The organism is Portibacter lacus (genome assembly GCF_021533215.1).
Lineage (GTDB): Bacteria > Bacteroidota > Bacteroidia > Chitinophagales > Saprospiraceae > Portibacter > Portibacter lacus.
Genome location: NZ_JAJNKA010000005.1, coordinates 252,449 through 278,630, shown reverse-complemented (window position 1 = coordinate 278,630; position 26,182 = coordinate 252,449). Strand labels below are relative to the sequence as shown.

At 35.3% G+C, this 26,182-nt stretch carries 16 protein-coding genes; 7 read left to right on the top strand and 9 right to left on the bottom strand.

Annotated elements, in window-relative coordinates; genetic code table 11:
- The first annotated feature begins 8 nt into the window (after nucleotides 1-8).
- Nucleotides 9-1,004, top strand: a complete 996-nt coding sequence (locus L2586_RS10535; RefSeq protein ID WP_235292853.1) for a glycoside hydrolase family 16 protein — start codon at nucleotides 9-11, stop codon at nucleotides 1,002-1,004.
- A 28-nt stretch (nucleotides 1,005-1,032) separates the two neighbouring features.
- On the opposite strand, the gene L2586_RS10530 is transcribed toward L2586_RS10535, so the two are convergent.
- The 4 genes from L2586_RS10530 to L2586_RS10515 form a co-directional block, all read right to left on the bottom strand.
- Nucleotides 1,033-2,301, bottom strand: a complete 1,269-nt coding sequence (locus L2586_RS10530) for a T9SS type A sorting domain-containing protein (RefSeq protein ID WP_235292852.1) — start codon at nucleotides 2,299-2,301, stop codon at nucleotides 1,033-1,035.
- Nucleotides 2,302-2,593: 292 nt separating this feature from the next.
- Nucleotides 2,594-3,910 carry a T9SS type A sorting domain-containing protein gene (locus tag L2586_RS10525; protein ID WP_235292851.1) on the bottom strand — a complete coding sequence of 439 codons (1,317 nt, stop codon included), beginning with the start codon at nucleotides 3,908-3,910 and terminating at the stop codon, nucleotides 2,594-2,596.
- Between the two features lie 107 nt (nucleotides 3,911-4,017).
- Nucleotides 4,018-5,061: a COX15/CtaA family protein gene (locus tag L2586_RS10520; RefSeq protein WP_235292850.1), complete on the bottom strand. Its 1,044-nt coding sequence runs from the start codon at nucleotides 5,059-5,061 to the stop codon at nucleotides 4,018-4,020.
- A gap of 673 nt (nucleotides 5,062-5,734) precedes the next feature.
- A complete protein-coding gene (locus L2586_RS10515) occupies nucleotides 5,735-8,194 on the bottom strand; it encodes a ligase-associated DNA damage response DEXH box helicase (RefSeq protein WP_235292849.1) in 2,460 nt (819 codons plus the stop codon).
- 297 nt (nucleotides 8,195-8,491) lie between these two features.
- Between L2586_RS10515 and L2586_RS10510 the strand changes: the two genes are divergently transcribed.
- Together L2586_RS10510 and L2586_RS10505 are read left to right on the top strand one after the other, a co-directional pair.
- Complete coding sequence (locus tag L2586_RS10510) at nucleotides 8,492-9,511, top strand: VPGUxxT family thioredoxin-like (seleno)protein, type 2 (RefSeq protein ID WP_235292848.1); 1,020 nt, start codon at nucleotides 8,492-8,494, stop codon at nucleotides 9,509-9,511.
- A 138-nt stretch (nucleotides 9,512-9,649) separates the two neighbouring features.
- Entirely contained in the window at nucleotides 9,650-10,132 is a 483-nt protein-coding gene (locus L2586_RS10505) for an RDD family protein (protein ID WP_235292847.1), read from the top strand.
- Between the two features lie 180 nt (nucleotides 10,133-10,312).
- Here the strand turns inward: L2586_RS10505 and L2586_RS10500 are convergent, their stop codons facing one another.
- The 4 genes from L2586_RS10500 to L2586_RS10485 all read right to left on the bottom strand — a co-directional run bounded on the left by L2586_RS10500 (nucleotide 10,313) and on the right by L2586_RS10485 (nucleotide 16,402).
- Nucleotides 10,313-12,538, bottom strand: a complete 2,226-nt coding sequence (locus L2586_RS10500; protein ID WP_235292846.1) for an alpha-L-rhamnosidase-related protein — start codon at nucleotides 12,536-12,538, stop codon at nucleotides 10,313-10,315.
- A 181-nt stretch (nucleotides 12,539-12,719) separates the two neighbouring features.
- Nucleotides 12,720-14,300 carry an ATP-dependent DNA ligase gene (locus L2586_RS10495; RefSeq protein ID WP_235292845.1) on the bottom strand — a complete coding sequence of 527 codons (1,581 nt, stop codon included), beginning with the start codon at nucleotides 14,298-14,300 and terminating at the stop codon, nucleotides 12,720-12,722.
- Entirely contained in the window at nucleotides 14,287-15,306 is a 1,020-nt protein-coding gene (locus L2586_RS10490; protein ID WP_235292844.1) for a ligase-associated DNA damage response exonuclease, read from the bottom strand. Before L2586_RS10490 ends, L2586_RS10495 begins: the two co-directional genes overlap by 14 nt.
- A gap of 4 nt (nucleotides 15,307-15,310) precedes the next feature.
- Entirely contained in the window at nucleotides 15,311-16,402 is a 1,092-nt protein-coding gene (locus L2586_RS10485) for a DUF2891 domain-containing protein (RefSeq protein WP_235292843.1), read from the bottom strand.
- 45 nt (nucleotides 16,403-16,447) lie between these two features.
- Here L2586_RS10485 and L2586_RS10480 point away from each other — a divergent pair, with 45 nt between their 5' ends.
- The 3 genes from L2586_RS10480 (at nucleotide 16,448) to L2586_RS10470 (ending at nucleotide 20,448) form a co-directional block, all read left to right on the top strand.
- Nucleotides 16,448-17,878 (top strand): oligosaccharide flippase family protein, encoded by a 1,431-nt coding sequence (locus L2586_RS10480; protein ID WP_235292842.1) that lies wholly within the window; start codon nucleotides 16,448-16,450, stop codon nucleotides 17,876-17,878.
- Nucleotides 17,879-18,016: 138 nt separating this feature from the next.
- Complete coding sequence (locus tag L2586_RS10475) at nucleotides 18,017-19,009, top strand: GumC domain-containing protein (protein ID WP_235292841.1); 993 nt, start codon at nucleotides 18,017-18,019, stop codon at nucleotides 19,007-19,009.
- Nucleotides 19,006-20,448, top strand: a complete 1,443-nt coding sequence (locus L2586_RS10470) for an O-antigen ligase family protein (protein WP_235292840.1) — start codon at nucleotides 19,006-19,008, stop codon at nucleotides 20,446-20,448. Before L2586_RS10475 ends, L2586_RS10470 begins: the two co-directional genes overlap by 4 nt.
- Before the next feature lies 1 nt (nucleotide 20,449).
- Here the strand turns inward: L2586_RS10470 and L2586_RS10465 are convergent, their stop codons facing one another.
- On the bottom strand, nucleotides 20,450-24,514 hold the full coding sequence (locus L2586_RS10465) for a two-component regulator propeller domain-containing protein (protein WP_235292839.1): 4,065 nt from the start codon (nucleotides 24,512-24,514) through the stop codon (nucleotides 20,450-20,452).
- A 304-nt stretch (nucleotides 24,515-24,818) separates the two neighbouring features.
- On the opposite strand from L2586_RS10465, the gene L2586_RS10460 reads away from it, so the two are divergent.
- Nucleotides 24,819-26,177: a Gfo/Idh/MocA family protein gene (locus tag L2586_RS10460; RefSeq protein WP_235292838.1), complete on the top strand. Its 1,359-nt coding sequence runs from the start codon at nucleotides 24,819-24,821 to the stop codon at nucleotides 26,175-26,177.
- The last annotated feature ends 5 nt before the right edge of the window (nucleotides 26,178-26,182 follow it).

Here is a 26,182-nt window from a genome sequence, read left to right as displayed (position 1 = left end):
AGAATACCATGATGAAACAAAATGCACACCTTATTCTTATTATTTTAATAATAGGAAGTCATTATAATTGCACCCATTCAACTACCAGTAAAATTCAATTAGAAGATAATCAAGAATTCAATATAAATCCCTTTGAACCTTATAATGGAATTCCACCATCAGAAATAAACGGCTATCATCTTGTATTCAACGATGAGTTTAATCATGAAGGTGAAATGAAAAATGAATACTGGGATTCAGAAACAGGATTCAGAAGAAACAATGAAGAACAATACTATCAATCTGAAAATTCTTACTGCAGTAATGGAACACTTAAAATTATTGCTAAAAGAGAAATGATTAAGAATGAACTATATGATGCTAATAGTAATGACTGGAGGAAAAAGAGAGAATATGCAGAATACACCTCATCCAGTTTCATAACGAAAAAACAATACCACGAGAAATACGATTTCATATTAATGGAAATGAGGGCCAAATTACCCATAGAAACAGGCGGGGTAGAAGACTACGGAATATGGCCTGCATTCTGGACAACTGGTGATGGACCTTGGCCACATGCAGGTGAAATAGATATACTAGAATATTATAATGGTTATATGTTGGCAAATTTTGCTTACAAAGATAATAATGGTACCAAATGGAAAGGGAATAAAGCTGAAAACGCAGCCAACTCAAAATTGGAAAATATTATTAACGGCAAAGCAATTGGTTTTAAAACTGATAAAGATTGGTTGAACAAATACCATACTTGGAAACTAATAGGAGATGGAAAATATCTTACGATTTATCTTGATGATGTATTTATGACTAGAATAGAAAACGACACTAAAAATTTAGATACTTCTAAAATTAAATACCCATTTAAAGATAATAAATGTAATATGTGGATTAATCTAGCAATAGGAGGCAACCCTCATCCAGATAAAGAACAACTATCAAAAACTGAATTCCCAAGAACTTATGAAATAGATTATGTAAGAATCTATGTAAAGAATAAATAATACCGATATTAGAATACTAAATTCAGTTTCAAGGAATCACAATACGTTCCACATATCTTCTTCTTTTATTATTAATAATTAATAGATAAATACCACAATCATAATTATCTAATTGGATATTTTCAACCTTATTATGAATAGACTTACTAAAAAGAATTCTTCCATTAATATCACTCAAACTTAATATAATACCATCATCATTTCTCTCAAAAAACTTGATATCTAAAACATCATTATGTATAGGATTAGAACCAATCTGATAAGCAAAATCAGTATTCCTTCTATCTACAGATATGATTTTAGAGTAACTAAAACTTCCATCATAATCTACTTGACGTAATCGATAATAGTTACTAACCATTAACGATGATCTATCCGTGAAGGAATAAGAATGTTCCATTGAAGATGATCCATTCCCATCTACTTTGCCAATAGTTTCAAAATTTACACCATCCACACTTCTCTCTACTTCAAAGTAATCATTGTTAATTTCTGAACTACTTATCCAATTCAATTGGACTCCATTAATTTTTGAATCCCCACTAAATAGTAAAAGATCTACTGGTACTAAAGAATTCATAGTTAACGTCAGCTCAGTTTCTCCATAATCTAAAGACCAGTTATAACCTGAAGGTAATATAACCGTATCAAAAGTACCACTTCTACTACCATAAGTCATAATTGTGAATTCTTCCCCTTCAGACGGAATCTTTCCATCGTTTAAAAGAACCTCGAGTTCTCCTAAGAAAGTTACGGATCCAGATGTAGAAATAAGATCATTAATACTTGATCCTATTTTGCTTATATATTTAGGAATAACTTCTGGCTCATTCATATAAAAAACTAGTGCATTATCACCTAAATCTAATGTATCAGGAGAGTTGCTAATACTCAAAGTTCTGTAATTATAAATTGATCCACCACCTGTGAAACTTCCAGTATTTTCTATTATACCATGATTTACAAAAATAGTTGTATTCTCAAATATATCTGAATTATTAAAAGTACCCAAATTATTAAAGGTGCCAATATTTAGCGAATAATTGTTGTTGTCAAATAATCCATCATTTTGAAAAGAACCTCTATTATTTAAATTATTGGTATTTTCAAAATAATCGTAATTATTAAAAACACCCCTAATTTCCAAAATACCTTGATTTACAAAAGTCGCATTATTATTATAAGTACCAGAAATAGTACAATTCCCATTGCATGTACAATATAAATTACATTCCTGTTGAGCAGTTAGAATTATTGAATTGAAGAATAAGCATACTGTGAAACAGATAAGTTTCATGCTCCCATAGAGGAATTTTGGTAAGTTTATTTTCATAGCGTCATTTATATATTTATAAAATATAGTTTCTTCTATAAGCAGAGTATAATTAAATAACATCTGTAAGTTAAGTTGATTCGAACCTAAAGAAAATACGTAGAGCTACGTAAAATAGGAAAAAGGACTGTTAATATTTTGATTTTGACTTCTACTAAACATAAATAGATAATAGACAAAAATTCACAAATGAACGATTCATAAACCCAATGAATGGACACAAAGTAAAAGGGTAATAATTGCTAAATTTAATGCATTATTTACTTATAATTACCTTTTGAATTATGTTTGTCTTTGGTGATTCCAATCTTAATAAGAATATACCTTTTAGATCTCTTACGTTTATCTCACTTTGCCAATTGGAAAGTTTCTCTTGCTTAATAATATTTCCAGCCATATCATATAATATATAATTAAGCTCATCGGATAATTCAGCATCCAAATGAATATTTAACATTCCATCTAACACTGGATTTTCATACCATATAATACGACTCCCTGCTTTATTAACACTGATGATCTTACTATAGTCATAGTCTCCATTATTATCCACTTGTTTCAATCGATAGTAATTTTCTCCTGATATCGAACTCCTATCTATGAAATCATAGATCACTTCCTTGTTCGTTGTACCTCTTCCTTCCACCCTTCCTATTGTTACAAACTCATTCCCATCTCCACTCCTCTCTATTGAGAAGTAATCGTTGTTTGCTTCTATACTGGTTATCCAATTTAGGTGGATATCATCACCTATTGCCTTTCCTTCGAAACTAAACAATTCTACAGGTAATAGGGTATTCATAGTTAAGGTCAATTCTGAGCTTCCATAATCCAGGCTCCAATCATAGCCTGCAGGTAAGTTTACATTTGTGAAGGTTCCGGTTCTACTGCTGTAACTCATTAATGTGAATGATTCTCCCATTAATGGCACCTTGCCATCTATCAGTAGTACTTCTAATTCTCCTGAGAATGTTACCGCTCCACCTACATTGATCACATCATTCGAGTTAGTTGAAAGCTCTGCTAAATACTTAGGAAAATCTGTAGATTGAGGACTTGAAAAAGTTAGGGAACCATCGATATTAATAATTCCTGGCGAATTTCCAGGACTCAATAAACCCCTATTAATAAATTCACCAAAACCTACAAAGTCTCCTAAATCAGTTATGGTATCTATGTTTTCAAAAGAGCCGTGATTGTAAAAAGTATAGTCATTGTTAAAAGTACCTTCATTCTTAAAAGTACCGTAATTGTTAAAAGGGTAGTCATTGTAAAAAGTACCTTGATTGTGAAAATCAGCTTCATTGTAAAAATCAGCTTCATTGTTAAAAGTACTTTCATTGTTAAAAGTACGATAATTCAAATAAGTACCTTCATTGTTAAAAGAGCCGTAATTGTGAAAAGTATTGTGATTGTAAAAAGTACCTTGATTCAAATAAGAATCGTAATTGTAAAAAATACCGTAATTGTAAAAAATATAGGAATTATTACAAATACTTGGACATGAATTTTGAGCTTTTACTTCTGTAGACGCAATGACTACTGTAAGAATTACATAAAGTATTATTTTCATATAATTATTGATTAAAAAATTAGCTTTAAACATTCTAAACAATAAATTAAGAAAAAACAATCTCAAAGTAAATAAGTAGGTCTACGTATATCCGTGTGTAATATATGCTACGCTCTTTTCCTAAACATAAATAGAAAATACACAGAACTCGCAAGAAGTAGAATGCCAAATCCCTGGTGCAATACACCATACAAAACTGGAATACTCCCCTTACTCATTAACAAAGTAATAATACCAAGAGCAACTTGTGTATGTAGAAGCAGCAGAAAAATTGTGGTAGGTACGCTTGAATATGCTCCCAAATTCCTCCTCAATAACTTTATTCCGAAAAATAATCCATATGCATAACTAACATAGGCCATCGTTCGATGAAGTACCTGAACTAGCGCACTCATAAAGGGATTCGTATCATAATTAATGATACTTTCCACATTCCAATGTGAAGTGTTGAAAAGTACTTGTGGAATAATCTCACCGTTCATGTCAGGCCAAGTAGGATAGAACAATCCAGCTTTCATACCACTCATTAATCCACCTAAAAGTATCTGTATTATTAACAGAGTTATTAACACTCTTGCCGTTGATTTAGTCTTCTTATCAATAATCCGCATCTTCGGAATTTCTACGTGGAGAATTGCCCAATACAAAGCAATGAATACAGAAATACCTATTGCTAAGTGAACTGTCAACTTATATGCATTCACCCATGGTCTTTCGATAAGCCCACTAGCCACCATAATCCATCCGAAACTCGCAGCAAGAGCTGCTAAGAAGACGACTAGTCCCAATCGTCTAATCAATGGCTTAGGAAGCATTTTACGTGAAACAAAGAATAGAAAAGGGATAAGAAAAACGAATCCCATCGTTCTGGCCCACAGTCGGTGAAAGTATTCCCAGAAATAAATGAACTTGAATTCCTTAAGTGACATTCCTTCATTAATTTTCTCGTACTGGGGCGTCTGCTTGTACAAATCAAATTCCTGCTCCCAAGCGAGTTCATTCATTGGCGGAAGTGTTCCAGAAACAACTTCCCATTTCGTGATGGACAATCCGGACTCAGTCAACCTCGTTATCCCACCGATTACAATTTGACCTAGCAGCATAATCAATCCAATGTACAACCAAACTTTAACCCATTTCGAAACTTGCATTCTCAAAAACTTTTTATTCTGAAGCAAATTTAAGCTTTAACTTTCTTTTAAAATCTTCGAATTTCCCTTTCTTCCTAATTATAATAATTCTATATAAATTTATTAATCTATCATTACTATTAAGGGTGTTAGTATGTGAGTAATAAATATTCTATTCTAACTGATAAGTGATTACTAATATTTAGATCACCTTACTCAACGTCTTTACGCTTTCTAAAACATTGACACAAAAGTAATTAACAATATGAATGTTAATTGTGAATAAGTTAAATAGGAGTAAAAATTTTGTGTGAGCAATGTCAGTAATCCAATTTTACCTGATGATAAGTATAGAGTAAAAAAACATATATTAATTATTTATAATATAATTCTGTTGGTAACTAGGTCCAGTGTTTATTAAGTTGGAGTTATCCACATACACCAACATATTATTTGTTAATAAGTTAAAATTAATGATATTTTAGTTCAAGTATTTATATAGTATAATTTACTTTAATGTTTGTAAGTATAGATATCGCAGCTAACCAATCTTACCGAAACTCAATAATGGCTATATTCTAACAAAATGGAATAATAATCTGTATTTCTGAGCTATCAGCTAGCGATTCACTCCATCGTCCTTCACTTTATCAATATTGGAGTTCATTACGAACAGTATAAAAAGTCATCCTATCTATTTCTCTAGTGCTATCGTCATTTTCCTAATTCGATCTTCTAGCGTTTCCGAAGTCAACTTATCCCGACTTAAACTGTCAACAATGATAGGAAAAGCAAATGGAGTTGGTCTATTAGGGTAGGAGAAAACTAGATTTTGATGTTCAATTCTTTTAAGGGCCTTACGCATTCTATCTTCTTCTAGCTGAAACGTTCTGACTTCTTCGAAGGTCTGCTGAAACAGTAGATTATCATCTTCATATTCTCTGAAAACATCGAAGAGTAAGTGAGAAGTTGTTTGTAAGTGGCGTTCCTTTTTAGTCTTTCCAGGAAAACCTTCGAATAACAACCCTGATATTTTAGCGATGTCTCTGAATTTTCTCCGTGCTAATTCTATAGCATTGATACTTGCCTGAATATCTTCGAATAAGTTCTGGGTGGAAAATATAGATTTGTCAATGTATTTTTCTACGTCTATTTTTTGATCAGATAACAACTCGAAACCGTAATCATTCATGGCGATCGAGAAACTAATGGGAAGAATGAATGATAATCTTCGTGCAATAAGAGCAGCTAGACCTTCATGAACATATCGACCTTCGAACGGAAAGAAAACCAAGTGATATCCGTCGTCTGTTTCGAAGTACTCTATTAAAAATTCATGCCTATCGGGAACATGAGAAATTTCTGATTGCTTAGCAAATAATTCCGCAAGTGTACTAAGTTCAGGGTCATCTTTGTCATAGTTTCCAGTTTTCAACTTAACGTACTGATCTCTTAGCGCTTCAGCTAGATTAGATGAGAGCGACATTCTGCCACCTTGCCAAGAAGGTATTTTTCCAGTTTTCTTCTTACTTTTTCTCACTTGAGCTTCTAGACCTTTTAACCTCACAAATTCCAATGGCCTTCCTGCAAACCAAAAATGATCTCCTGGATTAAACTGAGAGATAAAGTATTCTTCTACAGTTCCTATTCTCTTACCACTGACATATTTGAGAGTTATACTTACACTTCCCACGATAGTACCAATGGACATTTTATGGATCGTAGCTACTCTTTTATTGAGTATTTTATAGACACCATTGATAATACCAAGTTTTTGATATTCATCATAAGCTTGCAAAGAAGAACCACCATTGACTAAAAAATTAAGAATCCAGTCCCATTCATTCTTTGTAATACTATGGTAACAGAAAGTAGATTTCACTTCTTTGAATATTTCTTCAGAGGTGAATCCTCCCGAGACCGCTAATGTTACTAAGTATTGGATTAATACATCGAAAGATCGTATGTATGGAATTCTTTCTTCTACAATGTTATTTTCGATGGAGTATCGGAGGGCTGCTGCTTCCATTAGTTCTAATGCATGAGTAGGAGCGAAGAAAATTTTACTTTTCTCTCCTGGTCTATGCCCACTTCGACCAGCTCTTTGTTGAAAACGCGCTACACCTTTCGGACTGCCGATTTGGATAATCGCTTCCACAGGTCTAAAGTCGACCCCGAGATCTAAGCTGGAGGTACAGACTACGGCTTTTAATTTTTCTTTGTGCAAGTTTTCTTCTACCCATTCTCTTAGTTCTCTGCTCATGGAACCATGATGCATTGCTATTAATCCTGATAATTCTGGATCTTGCGCTAATATTTTCTGGTACCATATCTCGCATTGAGATCGAGTATTGGTAAATATTAAAGTAGTCGTATGTTCATAGATAATAGGCAGAATGTGATCCAGCATTTTAATTCCTAGATGACCAGCCCAGGGAAAATTATCCATTTTATCTGGAATGAGCGATTTGATTTCTATTTCCTTCTGAACATTTGCCTTTATAATAATGTGATTATCGTTGATTTTATCGACACCTAGAAGCACATCTAAGGCTTGATCAAGATTCGCAATTGTGGCAGATATTCCCCATAACCTCAGATTAGTTGTAATGTTTTTAATCCTAGACAACGCTAATTCTACCTGAACTCCACGCTTAGAACCCATTAATTCATGCCATTCATCAACGACGATACTTTTAAGATTTTTTAAAAGATGCTTATAATTCTTATTGCAAAGTATAATGTGAAGACTTTCCGGAGTAGTAATTAAGATCTGTGGAGGATCTTCGAATTGTTTCTTTCTATCGTTAGCGGAGGTATCTCCTGAGCGAATTTCTACACGCCAGTCCATTCCGAATCCATCGATAGCTCTTTCAGCCGCTAATTTTATTTCTTTGGTCAATGCACGAATAGGAGCAATCCATATACATTGTAAGCCAGTAATTTCTTCTTTTTGTATTTCTTTACGTTGTAGGTATTCTAATAAAACTGGAATGAGTAAAGAATATGTTTTTCCACTACCTGTCGGTGCATTAATGATTCCAGAGTAATTATCTAAAAACTTATTCCACGCCTGCTCTTGAAATGGATAAACTTTCCACTCGTTTGCCTTAAACCATGTCTTCGCAAATAAAATTAGGTCGCTGTTTTCCATATAATAAATAGACTGCAGTTCTCATTATACAAAGTAGAAGATAACATTAGCAAAATGGCTTTTGTATAATTGTCAATGTCAGACTTATTTTTTTAGTGAATATACATTGGAGATCTAACAAAAGAAAGGTGATGAAGTTTTCTGATACCCTAAAAACTGGTTTTGAAAATGTGTATGACGCTATAATGATATTTAGGAGTAATGTATTCTCTCAAACATTATAATTATTATTCCTTAATTAAATTAGCATTTAAATTTGGAGTTATTATTCTTTAACTTCATCAGAAATAAGAAGCTATGATTTATATATTTTCCTTTTTACTAGCTTTTACAGGAATATCTACGGATAAAAATCCGGAAGAATTAGGCAAGGTGCATTGGATGCGTGATTATGATCAAGCTTTGCAAAAGTCAAAAGAGACGAACAAGCCAGTCTTTATTTTATTTCAAGAAGTGCCAGGCTGTTCTACTTGCAAGAATTATGGTCAGAATGTGCTGAGTCATCCTTTCATCGTGGAAGCCATAGAGGACGAGTTTATTCCACTTGCCATTTATAATAATAAAGGTGGAGCGGATAAAAAAGTACTTGAGAAATATAATGAGCCTGCATGGAATAACCCTGTTGTTAGGATTGTAGATGCTAATGGTGAGAATGTAGTCCGTAGATTATACAGCAATTATAGTCAGCAAGGAGTTACGAATTCTATGATAGCCGCTCTATTAAAGAGTAATAAAATTGTCCCAGACTACCTTCATCTCTTCGAAGAAGAACTGCGGACGAATCAAGGAAGTCTGAAGGAAAGCTATGTTTCTATGTATTGCTTCTGGACAGGAGAAAAAGTGCTAGGCGATATAGATGGAATTGCTGAAACAGAAGCTGGATTTATGGATGGCAAAGAAGTGGTTAAATTCAAATATAATCCAGATTTAGTCGATTATAAGGATATTGTAGAGCGAGCAAATAAACTAAAATGTGCAGATGGCGTCTATTCTGATGATGTTCAAGAAAGGAAAATTGCACAATCAGCAACTCACCAACCATCAAAACCTACGAAATCTTACCGAAGTGATCAAACACCGAAGTACTATTTAGCTAACACGGTCTACCAATACATACCGATGACGACTTATCAATCGCTCAAGATAAATACGGCTTTAGGCAAAGGAGAATCAGCTAGTGAATTTTTGAGTCCTAGACAGAAAAATTTATACGCTCACATTGAAAAAAATCGAAATAAAAACTGGAAAACGGTATTTAGAGATGATTTTGCTAAAAACTGGTGGAAAACTTATTCATTACTAGCAAATCAGTCGTAGACATTTACTAAGATCTCTACGTTTCGAATTGGATTCATAGACAATGTGACCTTCTTCATCTGATAAGAGCCTGAAATATGAACTTGTTCTTGCTTTTATCGTGTTAAAAGCTGAAATTGAAACAATAAATAAAAAATTATGCACGAGGAAGAATATTATGAATATGCTGGATTTGGACAACGCTTTTTAGCGATTATTATAGATGTAATAATTTTAGGAGTCTGTGGAAGTGGAGTGGCTATGCTTTTCGGAGGATTGTTTATAGGAACTGCAGGAGGAAGTGCAATGTTAAGTGATGGAGAGATAGGAGAAGGAGCAATGCTTGTGGGTGTGCTTTTGTATTTAGTTTTCATTTTCTCAATGATGGTAGCTGGCTGGTTATATTTCGCTCTTCAAGAATCTTCATCTAAAATGGCAACACTTGGAAAAAGAGCTGTTGGTATTGTAGTTACGGATATGGAAGGAAATCGTATTTCGTTCGCAAGAGCAACAGGTAGATATTTTGGGAAAATGATTTCAGGAGCAATCATGTATGTAGGCTATATTATGGCAGCGTTTACTGAGAAAAAACAAGCGTTACATGATATGATCGCGAATTCGCTGGTAATGAAGGATCATTAGAAAGATTAGGTAGGTTTTAATAATCAGGAAATAGCTTAATTAATCTTTTTTCATAGAAGGATAACTCCTTTCCTAAAATTTTTGCTTTCCTAGCCAAGGTTAGTAATGTTTCTTACAGCGTAAATCTATTGGGTTAAGCCAGTTCACAAGAATATTGAAATATTATTAAAGCAATTCTTATTAGTTATTGCTCTCTATTTTGATAATATTTTTTCCTGGAAAAAGCCTCACGTCTCCAAAGGCAAGACTGACTTTTTCGCCATTAAGAGTTACCACCTTTCCTATTCTATCGAGAACTTCAAATTCAGCAAGCATTCCAGCTGGAATATCAATGGAATAGATTTGTAGCTTATTATCTACGTATTCATATTCTCCCTTAATATTTCCTTTCACAGTTGGTACTTCGATCTTACTTTCTGTCAGTTTACTCATCTGAGGCTTAATCGATGCAATACCGAAACCAGGAGTTTTTGGTTGAATTCCCCATAGTCCTCTAGGAATTATATTAGCTGGCGCTGCTCCCCAAGCATGGTTCCAGTCACCATTTGATTTGTACTTCATGTCCCAAGCCTCTAAGGTAATGGTTGAACCTACTTTTATCATATTATACCAACTCCTATCATGTGTTGCAGTCATTAATGATAGGGCATAATCCGCTTCACCAGCATTATAAAGTGCTTCCATAAGATATTGTGAACCATACACGCTGCAAGCCATTCCCCTAGATTTAATATGCTCGACAACACTTGGAATATACTTTTCTGGTACTATATTAAATGCCAATGCCATCATATTAGCATGGAGTGAAGCATGGTCTGTTCCTTCTCCATCTACATATCTACCCTTTTTTTTATCAAAAAGTTTTTCATTAATAGATTGCTTTGCTTGTGCTGCCAAGTATTCAAATTCTAATTGTTCTTCACTTTTTCCTAGACCTTTGGCAAATTCTGCCATAATGACCATATTCTGATAGTAAAGACAATTAATCACAGTGCTATAAGGCATAAAAACGAAACCATCTCGCTCACCCATCACTTCAGGATTTCCTCCCCAGCCTGCAGGTGGCCAATCTACGATGTCTTTCATTTTGGTTTTCGGATCTTTAAAACCTAATTTCTTCATAAATTCAGGACTTGAATTAGTGGAACTCACAAGTCCATCTTCCCTCCTCAACTCCATTAAAGTCTTGTATTTCAATGGCTCATAGTATTTTTCTACGAGTTCTAGATTACCAGTGTACATATAATCTGCATAAAACATTAAGGCTACATGCTGTTGCCATTCTGTCGGCCATGTAGGGTTTTTCATAAAATATTCAATGGTCTGTCTGGCAATAGCATATTCTTTATCTGTGGTGTAATGACTCAACTGATTCAAATATGCATCTGCTTCATAAGGAATTCTTTCTCTATCACCATCTACATAAAGTCCAGCAAAAGAGGTTGCTTTTATAGAATACTTACAGATATCCCACACTTGATTCAGTATATCATCGGAGCTAGTAAATCTAGAATTATTATTATCCCAATAGTTAAAAAATGCAAGTTGTGAAAAGTCTTCCTTTCTAATTTTTGAATTTGTCTTTTCTAATTCAGCATAGCGGAAAGGCATCAATACTGGAATCGAATCAGGTAACTTAACTGCCATAGGCCTAGAATGCCGAAAGTCCATTTCTACTTCTAACTGATAGGAATGGTTTCCTTTTTTAACAGGGACTTCAATTTTTTGATAACGAATATGTCCACCTGGATTTCGATCTACATGTCCTTCATCTAGTTTCTCTCCAAGATGAAAGACTAAAGTTTCATTCTCTTTAGCAGTATAATCGAATTCGAGCGTCGCAAAAGCATCCTTTCCAAAGTCAATCAATGTCGAAGATTCGAGTTGTGTTATTGCCACAGGAGCAATTCTTTCCTTTATAAACTTATTAGCACTTGTAATGGTATTTTCGCTTTTTCCTGTTGTAAATTTTTGGTGATTAGAATAATCCACAGGGCGGTTCATTTCATCCCAAATTCGAACTTTCCAATAATAACTTTTGTCAACCATCAGTGCTTTGCCTTCATATTCTATATTATTGGACGAGCTGGATAGTACTTTTTCGCTATCCCACATGTCACCTATATTGTTCTCGATGTTGGTTAAGCTAGAAGCAAGCAATATCTGATAAGCGGTTTGAAATTTAGAATCTAATGATATTTCCCAGGCAAATTCAGGTTTTAGGTCGATTATAGAAATCCCAGAAGGTTCCCGTATACGTTCTACAGTCAATACTGAAGGTGCAATAGAGTCAAAGCCCTGGCCATCCGTTGGGATAAAATTGGTACTAGGTTTTATGTTAGCTTGTGCAAATGCTTTGTTCAGTGTAAATAATGAAAGAGCAATAAAGAGAAGAATCGATTTCATAAATAAATAGGTTTAGGTGTTAATAACATCACTGCTCTAAACCTACTAAATGTTTATAATATAAATATCGATTTGAATAAAAAAAATTATGCTCTAATCATAGAAGACTTTCATACTGCTTCCAAATGCATTCTAGTCATGGTTTTCAAATGAAAAAATTGATACTTAGAAGATTGTGAGCCTAATCCAATAATGTCTTAATATCAGCCAAAGTATTGGCCTCGCTTGCCTTCTTGTCTTTTCTCCATCTAAGGATTCGAGGAAAGCGTAAAGCAATTCCTGATTTATGTCTCTTGGATTCCTGAATCCCTTCGAATGCCAATTCGAAAACCAAATCCGCTTTAACAGAATGTACAGGCCCGAATCGCTCGATCGTATTTTTTCGCACAAAGCGACTTAATTCTTGGAACTCTACATCAGTTAGTCCAGAATATGCCTTCGCAAAAGTGACTAAACGATCTCCATCCCAAAGCGCGAACGTGAAATCAGTAAATAAATTCGCCCTTCGGCCATGACCTCGTTGTGCATAAATCATTACTGCATCAATCGTGAATGGATCTACTTTCCACTTCCACCAATCTCCTTTTTTTCTACCATCTCGATAAGGAGAATGAAGATTTTTCAACATAAAACCTTCTGTCTTCCGAGCTCTTGCTTCCTCTATCAATGCTCTTAACTCCGACCATTCAGTAAACTCCACTTGCTCAGAAAGAATCAAGTTTTCACTATTGCTTTCTTTCACGAGTTGATTCAACAATGAACGTCGCTCTTTCAAAGGGAGCTGGCGAATATCTTCTCCTTTATATTCTATTAAATCGTAGACCATAAAGACGACAGGAACATCTTTGATCAGTTTCTTTCCGACTGATTTCCGACCGATTCTTTTCTGTAAATGTTGGAAATTCATTGGCTGGCCTTCATAAAAAGCTAGAATCTCTCCGTCTATAACAAAGTCATATTCAAGGCCATTAGGAATAGTGTGTAGTTCTGGAAAGCGATCAGTAACGAGTTCTTCTCCTCGTGACCAGATGAAAACTTCATTTTCACGGTATATAAATTGACCTCTAATACCATCCCACTTCCATTCAGCGCTCCACTCTTCCACTGGGTGAAGGTCTTCTAGTTCTTTTTCTACAGAATAAGCCAGATAGAATGGATATGGTCGAGAAATATTATCCTTGAAATCCTCTGAAACCATTAGGTCTTGAAAACTAATATCGAATGGTGACCAATCGCCCATTAATCGATGCGCAATCTTACTATCATCAACTTCTAAGTATTTAGACAAAGCTTTTGTAATAAGCCGTTGCGAGATTCCCACTCTGAATCCACCAGTGATGAGTTTATTGAAAAGAAACCGCTGATTCTTATCCAGAGCATTCCATGCTTCGATGATGTATTCTTTTTTTACTTCCTCAGGCTCATTTTTTAATGCTGCGATCTCAGTGATCCATTGTGCTAAAGGCTTATCTACTGAAACCTTATTCACAGGGAGTACCAATGCAATCGTTTCAGCGAGATCACCTACGATATGATAACTATTCTCGAACAACCAGTCAGGAATATTTGCTAGTTCTGCTGCCCATAATCTGAGAAAAGTGGTACTCACCGTTCTTTTTGGACGCCGATGTGTGAACAAGGCAATCGCCCATATTTTATCTGGATCTGGGGCTTCCTCGAAAAATTCAACCAATGCTTTTACTTTGGCGTTCGTGGAAGTCGTCTGCTCTATTTTCTGAAATAATTTGCTAAACGCTTTCATCCGCAGTGCTTTCTAATTCAACTTCATCACCTTCATATTCCGTTTCTAGGATACTCGCATCATATCCTTGCTCTTGAAGATATTTGGAAAAAACATTGACATAACCATGAGTAACAAGAATTTTTTCAGCCTCTGTGGCATTTATGGTATCTAGTAAACCAGTCCAATCCGCATGATCACTGAGGACAAATCCTCTATCAACGGAACGTCGTCGCCGAGCACCTCTTAAATTCATCCATCCAGAGGCAGAAGCGAGATCTACGTTTTTAAGTTTGGATATAAAATTAGAATTCATAAATCCGGGTGGCGCAACAATCATGGCACCTTCTAATTCTTTTCTTGGAACGTCTGGATCTAGCCTGAACGTTTTTTGGATATTAAATCCTGAATCGCGGACGATTTCATTTATATTTTCGACTGCGGCATGGCAGTAAATTTTGCCGATAGAAGCATCAAGACCACTGATCACACGCTGTGCTTTTCCAAGGGAATAAGCTGAAACGAAACTTATCTTTTTATCAGCATAGTTTTTCGCCCACCATTCATTGATATCGCTAAATATTTCTGCCTGCGGTCGCCAGTTAAATACCGGCAACCCGAAGGTACATTCCGTAATAAAAGTATTGCACTTCAGTGGTGCAAATTCGCCAGAAAGGTGATCCTTCTCTGTTTTATAATCTCCAGAAACAACCCAAACTTCACCCTTGTATTCTACCCTTATCTGTGCCGATCCGATGATATGGCCTGCAGGGTGGAAAGAGAACTTTACGCCATTGACCGATAAGGTTTCCCCGAAAGGAATACTGCTTACGTTCTGTGTACTTAGTCTATGTTTAATGATATTTTTCGATGCATCGACACAGACATATTCTGACGATCCAGGTCTGGCATGATCGGCATGAGCATGTGTAATGAATGCTTTTTTAACTGCTTTCCACGGATCTATATAAACATCCGCAACCTCGCAGTAAATTCCTTTATCATTATGTTCTAATAGTTTTGCCATTTATTTATCTAGCACTCAGTGCATATACTGCAAATGTTCCAAGCCAATGTGTTCCTTCGTAATGCTCGGAAGCAATATTAGGTAGCGTTGCTTTTAGATGTTCATTTGCAGATGTTATCATTTGCTCTCTTAGTTTTTCATTGAATGAATTGTTCGCAATACCGAAAAAACAAGTTGCTCTACTAAGGTTTAATCCGTCCAGATGGACAATCTTCGGATCAGATCGGTCAGAAACATTGGCAGGGATAAGGAGGCTCTTCAGTTCTTTTTTATCTAGGAAGTCCTCGAACCATTTGTTGAACGATTTCGGGTCTAGTACTCGTCTCATGATGTTCGCTTCTTCGAGACAGGGCGAAAGAAAATCTTCCCCAGATGGCTCCCATGATGCAGGGCAATCTTCATCATCTAAGTAGTAAGTTAAGGCGGCTTTTCTGATGTACCATTCCAGCTCTTCTTGTCCAGTTGTAATGGCATAATCGAAAGCGAAACTTAATCCGAAAGCTGTATTAGGATGAACCCCAGTTCTTATAGGATAAGTCTGAATAAGTAGAAATTCCTCATACTTTTCGATGATCACCTCGATTAACGGTTTCAGATTAGCGTACCATCTCTGGGCATTATCATCATCCCATTTGTATAATTCTTCACCGAGTTTCATCAGCCATGCCCATCCATACATTCGCTCCCAAGATTTACTTTCAGCTTGAATGTAATTGATCTCAGCTACGATATTTTCAGCAGTTAAACTAATATTTAGTTTATCTATAATCTCTTGCTCTGAATCCAGTCCAGGATAAGTTCTAAGGAGATGTATGAGCATCCAGTGTCCATGCACAGAAGAGTGCCAGTCGAAGCAACCATAGAATGCTGGATGCAGTTCTTTAGGACTTTTGAGCATAGTTGCATCTTGTAATACCTGATTCAGTTTGTTCGGGTATTCTTGGTGGACACAATTAATAGCGAGCTTCGCAAAAAAATCTGCGCCTTCTTTTTTCAAAGTTACTGCGCCATCGCTCCCTAATTCTATATATTGATCATTTTGCGTATTCGCTATTTGGGCGAAGAAGAAGAGTAATAGGATAAAAAGTATTCTCATTTTGAAATAAGTCTTAGTTTTAGGATTGTGTAATCACAACCGTTTATGAAAAAGGAATTTACGGCGAATATCTTGTTTTTAGTAGGTCTTAATCTTTTGATTAAACCTTTTTATGCTTTAGCAATAGATACGTCGGTCCAGAATATTGTTGGTACGGAGGCTTACGGTATTTTTTTAGCACTATTTAATTTTGTCTATATCCAGCAAATATTCGCAGACTTAGGCATTCAGAATTACAATAATCGAAAGATATCGCGGAATCCGGAACAGCTCTCCAGCTTTCTGCCTGGCGTATTAGGTGCTAAGTTGCTTTTTTCTATAGGTTTCGGAATACTAGTAACCATCACAGCTTATTTTTTCGGTTATCTAGCATATTTTCAGAGTATTCTAATCTGGATAATCGCGAGCCAGGCATGCCTTTCCTTTCTTCTTTACGTAAGAACGAATATTTCGGGGTCAGGAAAATATTTTACGGATAGTTTTATATCTGTATTAGACAAGCTCATTTTAATTATCTGGATGAGTTACGTGATCTGGGGAAATCCAGGCATTGTAGATATCACGATCAGCTACTTTGTTAAAGTACAATTCGGGAGTATAGCCATTACATTGTTTTTCGCCTTGATTTATACACATCGAAAATTAACAAAGCTGTCATTAAGTATTGACTTCAGTTTTATCAAGTCTTTGTTAAAAGAAAGTCTTCCGTACGCTTCCCTTGTTTTATTAATGGCGGGCTATTCAAGAATGGATAGTATCATGTTAGAACAGATGCTTAATGATAATGGTCAGGAAGCTGGACTTTATGCACAATCCTTCAGGTTATTCGATACGTTTAACAATTTCACATTTCTTTTCGCGGTCTTGTTATTGCCCATGTTTTCAAGGATGATTAAGCAAAATGAAAAGGTTAACGAATTGGTTTCTTGGGCATTTCGGTTGTTGACATTGGGAAGTATTTTTGTCATCGGAATGACCATATTTAGAGGAAAGGATATCTTATCTTTTTTTTATGTCAATGTGGAGAGTGAATATCCAGCAGCCTTTTTGTTCTTAATGATAGCCGGGTTTGCCTTAAGTTTGAATTACATATATGGGACTTTATTGACTGCGAATGGAAGCATCAAGATTCTCAATTATATTGCTTTGTTTGGCTTTGTACTAAATCTAGGAATTAACTATTATTTGATACCAGAATTGGGTAAAACAGGAGCTGCATTTGCCACAATGATCACACAATTTGTGGTGTTGATGATACAAGTGTTCTATTCATATCGAATATTTCATCTATCATTTTCTTGGGTGAACATGGTTAAGCTCATTTTAATGTCTTTGGTTGTCATCGTTCTATTCTATTTTACGAATAGCTACATGATTGATCGTCTTTTTATATCTATATTTTTCAATGGCTTACTCTTTCTAATGATTGCTTTCTTGATTGGGTTGATTAAAAAGTCAGACTTTAAGATGATATAGGTAGTCCTTTATTTAGGTCAATATTAGTATATAGTATACTAAATAATTAAATGCAGGAAGTCTCAGAATATAAACCGAAGTCAGGATTTAAGGAAAAGAATGTTGGGTTTTCATACATTTGCGAAATAATTGAATTAAATGAATAGTACGGATAGTTTATTATCGTTGATTAAAATATTTAGAAAGTGGTTCAAATCCATTCTTATATTATGTTCAATAGCCGTTATTGCTGCAGTGATTATTTCTCTAACATTGGACAATTACTACAAATCAACCACCATCTTCTATGCTGCTAGTTCAGATTTGGCAAAGCCAGCACCAATAGGAGGATTCGAAATAAACATTGACTATTATGGTCGAGATGAAGATATAGATAGACTGCTTTCTATTGCTAATTCTGGAGAATTAGCGAATACATTAATAGAGGAATTCAATCTAGCAGAACACTACGAAATTAAGACTGAGACAGCTAAGGGTAAGTTCAAAGTGAATGAGCATTTTAGAAAATTATTTTCTGCTCAGAAAAATAAGTTCGATGCGATAGAGATCTCAGTTGAAGATAAAGATCCAGAACTTTCACGAAAGATAGCAAATAGAGCTAGAGATGTAATTAATGAAATTGCACAACGAACGATTAAAAGAAGTCAATCTTTGCAGATTGAGAAATTTAAGTCCAATATTACTAGAAAGACCATTGATCTTGATTCTCTAACCAGAAAAATAGAAAGAGAAAAAAGCAAGTACGGGATTTTTGATACAGAATACCAAGGTCAAGCATTAACGGAAGCACTGGCATCAGCTACTAATAAATCGCAGATAGCTGCGATTGAAAAGCAAATTCAGGATTTCACGAAAGGAGTCTCTAGAGTTGTTGTATTAGAGCAGGAACAAAGAGAGTTCGGTCTTCAGTTAAGTTTGGATAAAGAAAGGTATAAACAATTATTATCGGCGAAGCAGTCGGATTATAATGCGATTCACCTAATAGAATCTGCTGAAACTCCGTTAGTAAAATCGAGACCGAAAAGATCTATATTAGTGCTGTCTGTAGCATTGATCTCCTTATTCTTCAGCTTATTGGTTGCGGTAGTTGTAGAAAAATACAAATCGGTGAACTGGAATGAGGTAAAATGATCTCTGCTATAAAACATAGCCATTTTTACAGCCCAGAGCGTCTTTTCATTATGCTGGGTTTAGTCTTTGTTTTATGTGTTAGTGCCGCTATATATCTAGAAGCATATTACTTGGCGCTAGTTCCATTTGTACTTGTTATTGGTATCTGGGGAATTTTAGATATATCTAAACTCTATTATTTATTGATTTTCGTCCTTCCGATCACGATCGAGTTTTACTTACCGAATGGTCTGGGAATCGATGTGCCGGGCGAGTTACTGTTAATCGGGCTAACAGCACTTTCTCCTTTCATCTTTCTATTAAAATTTAAACGAAGTGGTGTAAACTATATCACTCATCCAATTACGATAGGTTTACTTTTTCACCTAGGATGGATACTTGTAACTGCAGTTTTAGCAGATAGCATAGTGATTGGTATCAAGTTTTTTTTGGCTAAACTGTGGTTCGTTATTCCATTTTATTTCCTGAGTCTGTACATATTTAAAGACAAGAATAGATATAAGATGTTTTTTTGGACACTGCTTTCGATGTTAAGTCTGACCATCATTTATGTGTTAGTAAGACATGCTATGTTGGATTTCTCATTTTCAGAAGTGAATGCAGCGGTGAGTCCTATCTATAGAAACCATGTGAATTATGGCTTGCTCATGACGGCCTTCCTTCCGTATTTGTGGGCATTTTATAAATGGTATGATAAAGGTTCTTTGGAAAGATTACTGATTGCGTCATTAGGAGTCATGTTTCTAGTTGCGATCTATTTCACCTACACTAGAGCTGCGCAATTAGCAGTCGTTATTGCGATCGGATGTTATTATATCATCAAGTTTAAGCTTGTTAATATAACCATACTGACTAGTGGAATTATCGCTGTCTTGTTAGGTTTCTACTTTGTCAATAATTCAAAGTATCTCGAATTCGCGCCTCAGTATGAGAAGACGATTACGCATGAGAACTATGATAATCTGATCGAAGCAACCATTAAGTTAGAAGATATATCCACGATGGAGCGGGTGAATCGGTGGGTTGCTGGCGGGCACATGATAGGTGAAAGGCCGTGGACAGGATTTGGTCCTGGAAATTTTTACTTTAATTACAAGAACTACATGGTGAGTAGTTTTGTGACCTATGTTTCTGACAACCCTGATAAGTCTGGTATTCATAACTATTTTCTTATGACGATGGTGGAGCAGGGAGTTATAGGGCTATTGGTTTTTATCATTTTCTTGTTTACTGCGATTATATGTGGTTCTTCACTTTATCACCAGATTATGGATCCACAAATGAAAGCATTAGTCATGGCTGCTACGATATCCATTATCTTAATTGCAGTGACGGTGTTGATTAATGACTTAATCGAAGCTATAAAAGTGGGAGGAATGTTTTTTATCGCCATGGCCATTATCGTAAGGGAACAAGTGAGGTTGAGGAATCAAGCCTAACTTATTGTGAAATATTCTCCAGCTTGAATTGGGATGGAGCTACTCCGAATTCCGATTTGAAACACTTAGAAAAATACTTAGGATCGCTGAATCCGACCTTGTAAGCAGCTTCTGAAATTCCATATCCTTGAGTAGTAAATAATATACTGGCTTTTTTCATTCTTAGGTGACGGACGAACTTAACCAATGTCTTTCCGGTCAATGTTTGACACTTCCGATATACAGAAGAATAACTCATGTTCAATGCTGTGGATAAGTCTTCGAGTTTGAAATTTTCATTATCTAACTGACTATTTATTTCATTGACCAGTTGTTCTAAGAAAAGATCATCTTGAGACTTCGAATTCACTAAGTCTGGCTGAACGATCTGTTCCTTCTTGTAATTCTGAATGACGCTCTCACTTCTTGATATAATGTTATTAACCTTTAAGATAAGTTCTTGAACATTGAAGGGTTTATACAAATATTCGATGGCTCCATGTTGCAAGCCTTTCAGTTTGTTGCTCTTGCTTCCCGCGCTTAATAGAATGATCGGAATATGCTGAGTAGCTTTGTTTTTCTTAAGTAGTTTAATCATTTGTATACCATCCACTTCTGGCATCATTACATCACTTATGATGAGATCTGGATGGAATAATAAGGCTTTTTCTTTTCCTTCATTGCCATTTTCTGCGAGGATGACATTGAAATTTTCGCTAAAAACCGTCTGAAGAAATAACTGCATTTCGAAATTATCTTCTACGATTAGTAGAGTTTTATGATGTGTGGTTTTATTTACTTTGCCCTGTTCACCTTGCTCAACGATTACAGCGTTTTCAGTAATAGGTTTGTAATTAATCTTTTCTTCTGGTGAGTATGCATCTTCTCGTTTCGGAAGGATTACAGTGAATACAGATCCTTCACCTTTTATAGATACAACATCGATCTTTCCGTGATGTAATTCAATGATTTCTTTAGTAAGTGCAAGTCCTATTCCACTTCCTTTAATGTTCTTTCCAAGGTCCGTTTGATAGAATAACTTAAATATCTTTTTCAGCTCTTCTTCAGGTATTCCATCTCCAGAATCTTTTACTTCTATTTTAATCCATTCATCATTTTCAGAAATGAGCTTAAGGCCAACTTCGCCTTTTCTTGGTGTAAACTTGAAAGCATTAGAAAGTAGATTATAGATCACATGCTCTATAAGGTTCTGGTCATACCATGCACTCATGGACTGTTTGGGTAATTCTACATTGAATTTTATGTTTCTGAACGAGGCTTGATCTTCGAAAGATTGGCAGATAAGTTCTAAATCCTCAGCGATATCTGAAGATTTCACTTGTATTTTTAGCTTACCCAATTCTTTATCTCTGGATGTTGTGAGCTCCGTTGCTATTCTGGAAAGACGCCTTACATTCCTCAAGATGACAGACATTCTTTTATTCAGTTCTGGGTTCGTATCGGCATTGGTTTCTCTACGAATCGAATCTAGTGTTCCGAGGACTAGGGTAAGTGGCGTCTGGATCTCATGTGACATTTTCGTAAAGAATAACATCTTCGCTGCATAGACTTCCTTGTCTTTCTTACTCTGCCATTCTTCCTTAACCAATTTGCTTTTCAGTTTTATCTGCGCGTATAAGAAATAACCAATGGACAGCGCTACTAATACATAACCCATAAATGCCCAAATCGAAAACCACCAAGGAGGCGAAATATGTATATCTATTTTCTTAGTTGGTATATTCCACTCCTCATTTTCTGAACTTGCCCTAACTTCAAAAGAATAATCTCCATGAGGAATATTGGTATATGACACGAACAGGTTATTTCTAGGCTCTTGCCATTCTTCTTCGAAGCCTTTTAAGCGATATTCATATCTAAAATTAGGGTTTAGGATATTTCCTACAGCTGAAAATTGAAAGCCAAAAGAGGATTGTTTATAGGTAAATCTAAGTTGGTCAATGTTATTAAGGCCATAATTAACCTGATCAGGGATAATAGAAGCAGCAGGTTTATTTAAGATTTCTATTTCATTAAAATATAGACTTCCTTTAATATTCACAGGCTTCATTTCCGATGGATTAAAATAGTTTAAGCCATTGTTTCCGCCGAAATATAGGATGCCAGAAGGATCCTTGAAAGCACTTCTTCTATTAAAAATATCTCCTTGCAATCCATCGGTTCTATAATACTTATAGATGACTTCATTTTTTAGATCATAGTGAATGATACCCTTTAATGAACTTAACCACAAGTTCTGATCATCTTCTAGAAGTACTGCTGTGAAGTTTACATTTTTAAGTTCCTTTTTTGAAACATGCACGTATTCATTTGTCTCCGGATTGTAATTTATCAAATGTCCAGAAATGGTTACAAGCCATAATTGCCCATCATCCGTAATGGCGATATCGATGATGTTATAATTGTAAATACTAGCTTCAGTCTCATTGTAATAGAGGTGCTTATTAAAGTAGGATTTTGTGAAATCCTCTTTATTCTCATCAAATGAAAATAAACCACCTTGGTTTATTCCAATCCATATTTTACCATTTTTGTCTTCTGAAATGGCTTGTGATATACCGCCATAGATCCCGTTTTTATGATTGATAAACTTCGCAAGTAGCTTTCGGTTCTTATTGTATACGTAAATTCCTGCATCAGAATTAACCCAGATTCTATTTTTGCTATCATGGAAAATAAATCGGATATCTTTTACTTCGACTCCTTTCTTATCGAGCACTTGAAGATTATCAAATTTGTCTTTTTTGCTATTGTAAATCCAAAGCCCATTTAGGTAGGTACCTATCCAAAGGTTTTTGTTTTCATCTTCTACGATTGACTGTATGAATTTGCCCATAAACCCTTTTTCAGCTGAATACTGGACGGATAAGTTGTTCGGATAAAGTCGGTTCAGACCTTTTCCATCAGTTCCAGACCATAGACTGTTATCAGATGCTTTATAGATGGATAGAATACTGGACACTGAATTATTCTCTGAACCACTGTGGTAATTGATGTTCTTCGTATTATTTGGAATTACATTAACGCCACCTCCCTTGGTGATGATCCACATGTTTTTATTAGAATCTTCATGGATATCTATAATGGTATTGTTCTGGATAGAAACAGGATTTATTTCATCATTGACAAAATTCTGGATATGGTAAGTTTCGGTGTTTACTTTATATAATCCATCTCCATCTGTGCCCAGCCACAAAGCACCTGAACGATCGATATATTGCGAATAGATTAAGTTGTTTCGTTTATTAAATTCCGGATAATTAGAGGGAGTAAACGAAGTAATCATCTCTTGTTGTGGGTCGAATACATAAACTCCTATTCCTTCAGTTCCTATCCAAACCTTTCCCTTAGGGTCAACGGAGATTTTTATCCTATTATAAGATTGATTGAATGTCCCAGTGATCTCTGTTGTTTCGTGATGCTTTCTATCAATTTGAAATAAGCTTCCCTGATTGGAAGAGACATAGATATAGTTAGAATCGGATTCAACATCAGTAAACAATTCTCCTGATTCGATCGCCATGGGGATCTCTTCTAATTTTTTTAATTGATTAGTTATAAGGTCATATTGAATTATAATCCCATTTGTGGATAAAAACAAGACACTATTATCTTGTGAGGTAATATCTTGAATAACAACGTCACCAGATAGATCTTGAAGTTCTTTTGTCAAATTAAGGATCTCTCCAGAAGGTTCTATTTTTAATATTTCCCCTAAGAAAGATGAAATCCAGATATTACCTTTTCCATCTTTTTCACTTGAGTGAATTCTATATTGAGTTCTTTCATTATCAAATAACTCATCATAAGGATGGAAGAAATAATTATACCCATCAAACTTTGAAATTCCTTTATCGTGAAAAAACCAGATATAACCATTATTATCTTCTACGGTGGATTTTATGAATAGTGACTCATTGTACAACTTGGGATCTAAATGTATAAAGTTATTAGATTGTTGAGCGCTAATTATAGGTGGAAATAAGATCAATATTATCGCAACTAATACCTGAATCAAGTATTGGTGGAAATTGAGTAATATAGAATTATTGACCTTTGTTAACATGGTAATTATCTGCTTTTGAGTAAATCTTAACGCAGCAGTCTCGCAAATTTATAAAAGAAACGAACTTTAAGGCCATTAAGTTAGTACTTTCCAGTTTTATATTGGCTTATCTTATTAAATCTTTAATAATCAATAATTTATATTTTAATTCCTATACTAAACGTATAAATTCAATATACAAGATGACTAAATTTTAGGGTGTTTTAGCCGAATTTTTATCCCCTCTTCGAGAGCCTTTCCGCATAATTTTGACAAAACTGAATTAACAGAAATTAAATTATCTAAAACTGTAATTGGTCAGAATATGAATTCGAGAAGAAGTTTTATTAAAAAATCGGCAATAGCGGGGACGGCAATTTCTGTCCTACCTAACTTTAATAGTCTATTGTATAGCAACAATGTAGAAAAGCTAAACATTGGATTAATAGGAGTGGGTCTACGAGGAACGAATCACTTGAATAATCTCCTAAAAAGAGATGATGTTAACGTTACTTGTATATGTGATATAGATGAAAGAAGGATTAATATCGCTCAAGACAAAATTAAAAAAGCCAATCAGAATCCTGCCAAGGTTTTCGGAAAGGACGACTATGATTACAGAAACCTTTTAGAAGAAGATCTAGATGCAGTGGTGATATCTACACCATGGTTGTGGCACACCAAAATGGCGGTGGATGCCATGAAAGCTGGGAAGTACACTGGATTAGAAGTTTCTGCTGCGAATACTTTAGAAGAATGTTGGGACTTGGTCAATGTTCATGAAGAAACAGGATCACACTTAATGATTCTAGAGAATGTGAATTACAGAAGAGATGTGCTTGCTGTTTTGAACATGGTTAAGCAAAATGTTTTTGGTGAGTTACTCCACTTTACTTGTGGTTACCAGCATGACCTAAGAGGCGTAAAACTGAATGATGGCAAGACAGCATACGGAAAGGGAGTAGAATTCGGTGAAAAGGGAATTTCAGAATCAGCATGGAGAACGCAACACTCTCTACTAAGAAATGCCGATGTCTATCCTACTCATGGATTAGGACCGATTGCGGTAATGGCAGATATCAATAGAGGAAATCGTTTTGTTTCGTTGACTTCTCACGCCACTAAGGCCATCGGATTAAATAAATACATCGTAGACAATGCAGGAGTATCTCATCCTAATGCTAAACTAAAATGGAAGCAAGGAGATATTATCACTTCGACCATCGAGACTTCGAATGGAGAAACGATCATTGTCACGCATAATGTTAATACACCACACCCATATTCACTCGGTTTCAAAGTTCAAGGGGTACAAGGCCTAACAGACTTTGACTATCACACCCAACGAATTCACGTAGAAGGCACAACAAAGGGACATGGCTGGGAAGAAATGGACGAATGGTTTGAGAAATATGACCACCCATTATGGAAAAAATATGGTTCTGGCGCAAAAGAAGCTGGACATGGAGGAATCGATTTTTTTGTGATGAACGCTTTTATAGAATCTGTGAAAGCGAATGTTGCACCTCCGATGGACGCATATGACGCAGCTGCCTGGAGTGCAGTAACACCACTTTCTGAATTATCTATCGAAAACAACGGAGAACCTCAAGACTTCCCTGATTTCACTAGAGGAACTTGGATTAAGAGAAAGCCATACAACTGGATAAAAGATACTTATTAGAAAAT